We start from the raw sequence: 9437 nt of genomic DNA on the forward strand, positions 1-9437 counted from the left end.
ATCTGGGTGGTACCAAAATAGAAGTTATTGCTTTAGCAAATGATGGGCTGGAGCTTTTCCGTAAAAGGGTCGACACCCCACGCCATGATTATCAAAAAACCTTGCAGGCAATTGCGGGATTAGTCGCTGACGCTGAAGAGGCCGCCGGGGAGCAGGGCAGTGTTGGCGTGGGTATTCCGGGCACTCTCTCTCCTTTTACCGGCAAGGTAAAAAATGCCAATTCAGTCTGGCTGAATGGACAAGTGCTGGATAAGGACCTGTCAACACGACTCTCGCGCCCGGTGCGTTTGGCGAATGATGCTAACTGTCTAGCGGTATCTGAGGCCACGGATGGTGCGGGCGCTGGAAAACACCTGGTATTTGCGGTCATTATTGGTACTGGGTGTGGTTCTGGTATTGCCATTGATGGGCGTGTGCATGCGGGTGGCAATGGTATTTCCGGTGAGTGGGGGCATAATCCATTGCCGTGGCAGGATGACGAAGAGCGGCAGTATCAGCAGGAAGTAGCTTGTTATTGCGGAAAACCAGGCTGTATTGAGACCTTTGTCTCAGGAACGGGCTTTGCGACGGATTATTTTCGTCTGAGTGGCCAGCCACTTAAGGGCCATGAGATTATGGCGTTAGTTGAACAAGGTGATGTGTTGGCTGAGCAGGTGATGGTCAATTACGAGCGCCGCTTGGCCAAGTCATTAGCCCATGTTATCAACCTGTTTGACCCTGATGTTGTGGTGTTAGGTGGCGGGATGAGTAATGTCGATCGTCTGTATAAAACATTGCCTGTGTTAATTAGCCCTTGGGTATTTGGCGGCGAGTGCGAAACCCCTGTTCGTAAAGCTGTACATGGGGATTCTAGTGGGGTGCGCGGGGCCGCTTGGTTGTGGCCTGCCCTTCGTCCTTGACGGCTCGAACCGCGCCATCTTTGGCGCGGACGCTTTACTCTTCTACCTGCCCTCACCTTGCAAGTTTGAGTTGCCGAGATTTGTCAGCAGTCTGACTAAATGCTCACTCTTGATTGACTCGGAAGATGTTATCTAAGCGACTAACACCCAATCCGTTGACTTTTTTCACTTTAATTTGCACTGGGATTCTGTCTTTCATCGCCTCGACATGGCTAATAACACCAATGGTTTTACCCGATGCATTCAGACTATCAAGGGCATCCAGTGCTGTATCCAGTGTCTCCGCATCCAAGGTGCCAAAGCCTTCATCGAGGAACAGTGAATCAATACTGGTTTTATGGCTGACCAGATCTGATAGCGCTAAAGCCAGAGCTAAGCTTACCAGAAAGCTTTCTCCCCCTGACAAGGTGCGGGTATCACGGATAGCATCCGCTTGCCAGGTATCGACCACTTGTAGTTCCAGCGCGTCACTGGCTTTACGCTGTAATTGATAGCGCCCGTGTAGGCGGCTGAGTTGGTTATTTGCCAGATAGACCAAATGATCGAGTGTCAGACCTTGGGCAAACTTGCGGAATTTATCACCTTCTTTAGAGCCAATTAAGTGATTGAGATAGCTCCAGTCATCATATTGTTGCTGGCTACGTTCAATTTGCTCAAACAGTGCATGTTGGTTGCGACGGCGAATTATGTCGCTTTCTAGCTGATTGCGTAATTCACCTTGCCGTAAGGTATTGGCTTTCAGTTGAGCCAGTAATTGTTCTGATTGCTGCTGTAATAGCGCCAACTCAGATGTTTGCCCGACGCCATCAGGGCAAGACTGTATCAGTTGAGCCAATGCTTCACTGGCTTGTTGTTGACGGATATTGGCCTGTTGTTGGCGCTCACTCAGTTGCTGTTGCAATTGCTGCAAACGCTGCCTTTCCTCCTCACTCAGCAGTGCGGCAGTTAAAGCCGCCTCATCATCGAATTCACTGCTTGTCAGTGCTTGTTGTAATTCAGCTTGGGCAGCGGTGGCTCGTTGTTGACTTTGATTCTGCTGTTGTTCTAGCCCCGCGAGCTCGCCGGAGAGTACGTTAAGTTGAGATTGTGCCTGTTGTAGCGCTTGCGCTGCATTTTGTTGAGCGAGCTCTGCTTGCTGCTGCTGTTGACGCAATAACTGGCGGGCTTCAACCACACTGCGGTCACCAAACAGCACTTGGCGTTGTTGCTTTTGTTGCTGTAATAGCGTTTCGGCCTGTTGATACTGTTGTGTGATTATAGACAGCTGATCAATGCATTCTTGCCAGTGGCGACGTTCATTTTCAATCTGCGTTTCCAGTGCTTTTTGCCCCAGCGCCAACTGCTGTTGTTCCTGCTGATACTGGTTCCAGCGCTGATGTTCCTCTTCCCGCAGAGCCAGCCAGTGCTGTTGTTGACCTGCTTCCGGCATGGATAGCGATAACTCAGCCAGGGCATGGCTAAACTCTTGACGCATTTTTGTCCATTCAGCGTGCTGCTGCTGATGTTGTGCTAGCAATTTTTGATGGGACTGCTGGGCATCTTGTTGTCGCTGACCGATTAAGGCTAATTGCTGCTGATGTTTTTGCTGCTGTTGTTCCGCTTGGGCCAGAATATCTTTGGCTTGTTGATATTGCTGATTTAACTGTTCATATTCCGCCAGTTTTAGCTGACAGGCTAGCTCTGACTGTTCTTGTTGTTCCAGCCAGATTGTTAAGGCCGCAGGTTCATTTAAAGCAAATGTCAGCTCCAATGGCTGGGTCAGTGTTTGCCACTGTTGTTGGTAATCCGCCAATTGCTGATTACTGTGCTGTAATTCTTGCTCCAGATGCAGTTGTTGTTGCTGCATGCTTGCGACCTGAGTGCGTAATTCTGTTCCTGCAGTGAAAAGTTGTTCAACCTGAAGTCGCAGTTCTTCTACACGCACAGCGGTTTCTGAGGGTTTTACCGCCTGATACTCAGTAATGGCTGGGTGATCTAATGCCCCACATAACGGACATTTTTCTCTCGGTTGCAGTTTGGCTCTTTCAGACTCTAATCGGACGATTTGTTTTTCGCGTTCAAACAACGTCTCTAGCGTCGTCAGATGCTGTTTTTGTTGTTTATATGACTGACGTTTTTCTGCCAACTGCTGTTCGAGTAATTGCAGTTGCTGCTGCTGGGCAACAAATTGCTGTTGCTGTTTATCATGTAACGCCTGAACTTGCTGAGCCAATGGCGATAATGCCGCTAATTGCTGTCGCACCGGCCGCAATTGTTGGCGCTCGATGAGTTGTTGGCGTAACTGCGCTGAGGGCTGTTGTTGCTCAAGTGCTGACAATTGTTGCTGAATACCACCGGTCTGCGAGTGGGCTTGTACTAATGCAGCTTGTTGCTGTTTATCTTGTTCATTCAGTGTGTCAATTTGCTGTTGTAAATTAGCGAGTAACGTGACCTGTTGCTGTAACTGCTGCTCACTTTCAATTGATTGTTGCTGCTGTACTTGTAATTGACGGAACTGTTCACGCCACAAAGGCAGACTTTTTTCCCAGTGTTGATGGTGGGCATACTGCTGAGTGTACTCAGTCAGTTGTTGTAGACGTTGGTGAGTTTGCTTTAGTTGTTGTTCGTTCAGTTCAATTTGTTGTTTATCTTGCTGTTCTTTACGGCGCAACTGTTCCAATTGTGTACCAAGCAGTATTAATGAGTGCTGCTGCTGAGTAATAAGGTTATCCAGCGGAACGACTTTTTGTTCAATCAGTGTTTCTTGCTCATGCTGATTAGCCGTGTGTTGCAGTCGAGCAAGATTAGTTTGTTCCAAAGCTTGAGCCAGGGGGGTGAGTTGTGTCTGAAGTTGTTGCTGCTGCTGCGTCAGTGTGGTGATGCGCAGTTGTATCTGCTGCAAATCCTGTAGGCTACGGGAACAATCGCGTAATAGGGGGCGCAACTTTTCTGCTGGTTCACTACGGGCCAGACGTTGCAGTTCGGGTTGTGCTTGCAGATATTCTTGCTCAATGATTTTCTGCTGCTGTTGATATTCCAACACATTTCTTTGCTGCTGCTGCCATCCGGTGAGCCAATTTATTTGCTTTTGATTTACCCGTTGTTCTGAAGCAAGCTGCTTTTCTTGTTCACCGAGTACATCTAATTGTTGCGCCAGATCTGCACGCTGCTCTTCATTTAGCAGTTCAATACCGCTGGCGCGTTGATGCAATGCATCCAGTGCGATCTTGGCTTGCTTATGTTGCTCAAATACATGTTCAGACAGCCGACCATAGATGTCCGTGCCGGTTAACTCTTCCAATAATTCCGCGCGATCATTGGCATCAGCATTGAGAAATGCAGCAAATTGCCCCTGTGACAGCATCATCGATTTGGTAAAACGGCCAAAATCCAGCCCGGTGATTTCGGCAACCATATCAAGCTTATCACGCACTTTATCGGCCAGAATTTTACCGTTTTCACATAACGCCAGCTCAACTTTAGGTGCTTGCAGATTCCCTTCCGGGCTATTTTTAGCGCGCCGTTGGCTCCAGAATGCACGATAACGGGTGCCTTTTACCTCAAACTCCACTTCAGCCAGCGACTCTGCCGTGTGACGAGTCATCAGTTCGTTTTGGCTGGGGGTGACATTCAAACGCGGGGTCTGGTGGTATAACGCGAGACAAATGGCATCGAGTAGAGTGGTTTTACCGGCTCCTGTCGGGCCGGTGATAGCGAATAAACCGTTGCTGGCAAAAGGTTCAGCGGTGAAGTCTATTTTCCATTCACCCTGTAGAGAATTGATGTTTTTCAGACGCAGACTTAAAATTCTCATGCAGATTGCTCCTCTGCGGCATCTTTACCTTGCGCGATGTCTTCAATCACCTGATTAAACATTTGGCGCATACGCTCTTGACGGGGTTCGGCTAAACCCGCCTCAAGCGCCAGCCGGCGTTCAAATACATCAGTGACACTCAGTTCATTGAGTGTTTCCTTTTCCTGCCGCGCAATACTGTTATTACGCTGCTCTTTGCTGCGGCGCAAGAGCACTACCTCAACGGGGAGTTCAGCGGCTAAAGCTTGAATTCGCCTTTGAATATCAGTGAGATAGTCTTGTGTGGCAACTTCGATATCCAGCCACACCGGTAACCCCTGGTGGTCGGAAAATTTAGTCAACTGTTGCTCAATTTGCGCTAAGTCGCCTTTGATTAATTGCATTGGCTGAAATTGTGGGATGAAGATTGGGGTCACTGAGGCTAATGTCTGCTGGGCAAACTCCACCAGATAAACACTTTTCTCTTTGCTCAACTCATCAAAACTCAGGGCAATTGGCGAGCCGCTATAACGGATATGTTCGGTTTTTGCTACTTGCTGAGCACGGTGAATATGGCCCAGAGCAATATAATCTGCCGGGGGGAAAGCGTGGGCCGGGAAAGCATCTAATGTGCCGATGTAAATATCACGAACCGAGTCTGAGGTGGTGACACCCACCGTTGTTAAATGCCCGGTAGCAATAATCGGCAAGGGCAGGCATAACCCGGTACGCAGCTCGACGGCTCGCTGATAGAGCGCCTGATAGTGGGCAGCAATGGCTTCCTGCAACGCCAGCTGCTTTTGTCCACCGGATTCACCTGCCTGACTGGTGACTAAATCGCGTGGACGTAAAAAGGGAATCGCGCACAGTAGCGCCGCAGGCTGATTTTGGCGGTCTTTCAAAATAATAACCTGTTGATCCAGATTGCTACTGGCGCAGGAAATGACTGTGGTATTCAAATAAGAAAGCAAGCCGCGAGATTCATTCAGCGTTGATACTGAATCATGATTGCCCCCCAGAACAACCAACTGGCAGTTCGTCGGTTGCAGTTCGACCACGAAACGGTTATATAGCTCACGTGCATAGCTGGGTGGTGAGCCGGTATCAAAAATATCACCAGCGACAATCAGCGCATCTACCTGATTTTCTTTGATCTGTTCTATGAGCCAGTGCAGAAATGCCTGATGTTCAGCGGCACGGCTTTTGGTAAAGAAATGCTGGCCCAAATGCCAGTCAGAGGTATGAATAATGCGCATAAATCTCCCGCTAGGGCCGGTCGCCTTTAAAGATAATGGCGCTGATTATAAACGCTGTCTGCTGGATGTCGCGGCTAAAAAAAGGCGGTGAGGAAAATCTCCGAGACGCTTCGCAAATTTGAGTGCTGCATTTTGTATTTATCATGAAATTTATCACTATGCTTATTGCTTACAAGAGCGCGATGTTTTTCATAAAAATGTCACAAAACTGACGCATAATGGCTTCCGAAATCAAATAGTGACCACTAACTTACTGGCAGGGTTAATGATGGCAAGACGCATACTGGTAGTTGAAGATGAAGCCCCCATCCGCGAGATGGTGTGCTTTGTGTTGGAACAGAATGGCTACCAACCGTTAGAAGCTGAGGATTATGACAGCGCCGTCACGCGTTTATCAGAGCCTTTCCCTGATTTAGTGTTGTTAGACTGGATGTTACCTGGCGGCTCGGGTATTCAGTTTATTAAACATATGAAACGTGAAGCGCTGACTCGAGATATTCCGGTGATGATGCTGACAGCCCGCGGCGAAGAAGAAGACAGAGTACGCGGTTTGGAAGTGGGTGCTGATGACTACATTACCAAGCCCTTTTCCCCCAAAGAGCTGGTGGCGCGCATCAAAGCGGTTATGCGCCGGATATCGCCAATGGCGGTTGAAGAAGTGATTGAAATGCAAGGGCTGAGCCTTGACCCCTCCTCACATCGGGTTATGGCCAATGAGCAAGCGTTGGATATGGGGCCGACCGAATTTAAATTATTGCACTTTTTCATGACTCATCCAGAGCGCGTTTACAGCCGTGAACAGTTGCTTAATTATGTTTGGGGCACTAACGTTTATGTAGAAGATCGCACCGTTGATGTGCATATTCGTCGGCTACGTAAGGCGCTGGAAATTGATGGCCATGACAGAATGGTACAAACTGTCCGGGGAACCGGATACCGTTTCTCAACGCGCTACTGAGTTTTCAGTGCCGGAGAATTCGTTGTGTTAGAACGTTTATCATGGAAAACGCTGGCTTTAGAGCTGGCTCTTTTTTGTCTGCCCGCATTACTGTTAGGTGCCTTTATCGGGTACCTTCCTTGGTTATTATTGGTTTCGGTTATTGCGGCGCTGGTGTGGAATTTTTATAACCAACTCAAATTATCTCACTGGTTGTGGTTAGACCGTAGCATGACGCCACCTTCTGGGCGTTGGAGTTGGGAGCCTTTATTTTACGGCTTGTACCAGATGCAGCTGCGAAACCGCCGTCGGCGTCGTGAATTAGCTTTACTTATCAAACGGTTCCGCAGTGGTGCTGAGTCTTTACCCGATGCGGTGGTGATGACAACCATTGATGGCAATATTTTTTGGTGTAATGGTTTGGCTCAGCAATTGCTCGGGTTTCGCTGGCCGGAGGATAATGGCCAACATATTCTCAACTTGCTGCGTTATCCCGAATTCAGTCACTATTTACAGCAACAAGAGTTTTCCCGCCCGCTGACCCTGCAACTCAATAATGGTTATTATGTTGAGTTCCGTGTCATGCCTTATTCAGAAGGGCAATTGCTTATGGTGGCTCGTGATGTTACCCAAATGCGTCAGTTAGAAGGGGCGCGGCGTAATTTCTTTGCCAATGTGAGCCACGAGCTGCGCACGCCTCTGACGGTATTGCAGGGATATCTGGAAATGATGCACGACCAAGAGTTGGCCGGGCCATTACGGGATAAAGCGCTAGGGACGATGCAAGAACAGACCAAACGAATGGATGGGCTGGTAAAACAATTATTGACGCTATCGCGAATTGAAGCTGCACCTAATGTGGATATGAATGAACAGGTCGATATTCCGCGAATGTTGAAAATGCTACAACACGAAGTGCAAGCACTGAGTAATGGGCGTCATGAGATCACCTTCCGAATTAATGAGCAATTGAAGGTATTCGGTAACGAAGATCAACTGCGTAGTGCGGTTTCTAATCTGGTTTATAATGCCGTTAATCATACGCCCGATGGCACCAAGATTGAGGTGTGCTGGCAGCAAACACCTCAAGGCGCACAATTTCAGGTGAGCGACAACGGGCCGGGTATTGGCCCTGAGCATGTGCCGCGCCTTACTGAGCGCTTCTACCGGGTGGACAAAGCCCGCTCAAGGCAAACCGGTGGCAGTGGTTTGGGGTTGGCCATTGTGAAACATGCGTTGAGCCATCACGATGCGCGTTTGGATGTCATGAGTGAAATTGGTTTGGGGACGAGATTTATCTTTACCTTACCGAATCGGTTGATTGTTCCGACGGTTTTAACCGAGAATGCAGTCAAATCCTAAGACTGTATGGATAACAAACTGATGAGATGGGGAAAACTGGCGCTGTTGCATGCTTTGCTAGGGTTTAGCTGTGGCGTCTTGGCACTCCCTGTCGCTGTAACGCCAGCCACAGTGGTCGATGCACCAAAGCCAGAGACTTTGTCGGGTAATCTTTCCAGTGTCGGTTCTGACACTTTAGCGAACTTGATGTCTTTATGGGCTGATGATTTCAATCATCATTACCCCGGCGTTAATTTGCAAATACAGGCAGCAGGTTCTTCTACCGCTCCCGCGGCACTGGCAGCAGGGGCAACTCAACTCGGCCCAATGAGTCGGCCAATGAAAGCGGCTGAAATCACCGCATTCACTGAGCGTTATGGCTATCCACCACTTGCTGTCCCTGTCGCAGTAGATGCATTGGTGGTTTTTGTCCATCAGGATAATCCACTGGATAAACTCACCTTATCTCAGCTTGATGCTGTATTTTCGCAAAATCGCCGTTGCGGGGAATCCCATCGCATCCAACGTTTTGGCGAACTTGGGCTGAAAGGGCGCTGGGCGGAGCGTTCGATACAACGCTATAGCCGAAACTCAGCCTCCGGAACCTATGGTTTTTTCAAGCAGCGGGTACTGTGTGATGGTGATTTTTCAAATAACATCAATGAATTACCCGGGTCAGCTTCTGTTGTGCAAGCTGTCGCCGGCTCATTGAATAGTATGGGTTACGCCAGCATTGGCTTTCGAAGCAGTGGTGTTAAACCTCTGTCACTGTCGGCGAACGGCCAGGATTATGTCATGCCGACCGCCGAGAATGTCAAAGATGGCCGCTACCCCTTATCTCGCTATCTGTATATTTATATCAATAAAGCGCCGGGCAAGCCGCTAGAGCCGCTGACTGCAGCCTTTCTTGAGCGCGTTTTATCACCCGAAGGGCAAAAGCGCGTGACTCATGACGGCTATTTACCCTTGCCCCCTGACATCCTGAATCACACGCGAAAAGAGTTGGGTTTTACCTATTAATTGAGCGGGGTTGTTAGTGGGTATCTGTCGTAAATTGTTAACGGTTGGATATAAATGATACAAATCATATGATGTGTATTTCTCTAAATCTGGCATGATTAACTGCTTTTTAAATATTGTATGGATGAAGACTCTGCTTTTGTGATCCCGACTTGCCTTTCTCCGCTATAAACGGTCTACTTACCGCCGTTGTTGGCCTATTCCACCTGCAA

The 9437-nt window shown here is 48.6% G+C and carries 6 protein-coding genes; 4 read left to right on the top strand and 2 right to left on the bottom strand.

All coding sequences use genetic code 11. The annotated features are described in order from the left end of the window. Positions 1-2: 2 nt before the first annotated feature. Positions 3-899: a fructokinase gene (mak, locus tag ACNSO8_RS02900; protein WP_418393770.1), complete on the top strand. Its 897-nt coding sequence runs from the start codon at positions 3-5 to the stop codon at positions 897-899. Positions 900-1002: 103 nt separating this feature from the next. Here the strand turns inward: mak and ACNSO8_RS02905 are convergent, their stop codons facing one another. Both ACNSO8_RS02905 and sbcD read right to left on the bottom strand, forming a co-directional pair. Beyond that, positions 1003-4692 (bottom strand): SbcC/MukB-like Walker B domain-containing protein, encoded by a 3690-nt coding sequence (locus tag ACNSO8_RS02905; RefSeq protein WP_418393771.1) that lies wholly within the window; start codon positions 4690-4692, stop codon positions 1003-1005. Beyond that, the gene (gene sbcD / locus ACNSO8_RS02910) at positions 4689-5927 is read right to left on the bottom strand and encodes an exonuclease subunit SbcD (protein ID WP_418393772.1); all 1239 of its coding nucleotides are present in this window, start codon (positions 5925-5927) and stop codon (positions 4689-4691) included. The genes ACNSO8_RS02905 and sbcD overlap by 4 nt, the downstream gene beginning before the upstream one ends. Positions 5928-6195: 268 nt before the next feature. Between sbcD and phoB the strand changes: the two genes are divergently transcribed. The 3 genes from phoB to ACNSO8_RS02925 are packed head-to-tail and all read left to right on the top strand — an operon-like array spanning position 6196 to position 9225. Continuing rightward, positions 6196-6885, top strand: a complete 690-nt coding sequence (gene phoB, locus ACNSO8_RS02915; RefSeq protein WP_025377384.1) for a phosphate response regulator transcription factor PhoB — start codon at positions 6196-6198, stop codon at positions 6883-6885. A 24-nt stretch (positions 6886-6909) separates the two neighbouring features. Further along, complete coding sequence (gene phoR, locus ACNSO8_RS02920) at positions 6910-8226, top strand: phosphate regulon sensor histidine kinase PhoR (protein WP_418393773.1); 1317 nt, start codon at positions 6910-6912, stop codon at positions 8224-8226. Positions 8227-8247: 21 nt separating this feature from the next. After that, positions 8248-9225 carry a PstS family phosphate ABC transporter substrate-binding protein gene (locus ACNSO8_RS02925; protein WP_418393774.1) on the top strand — a complete coding sequence of 326 codons (978 nt, stop codon included), beginning with the start codon at positions 8248-8250 and terminating at the stop codon, positions 9223-9225. Positions 9226-9437: the final 212 nt, after the last annotated feature.

It is taken from the genome of Yersinia sp. LJYL362, from assembly GCF_048323875.1.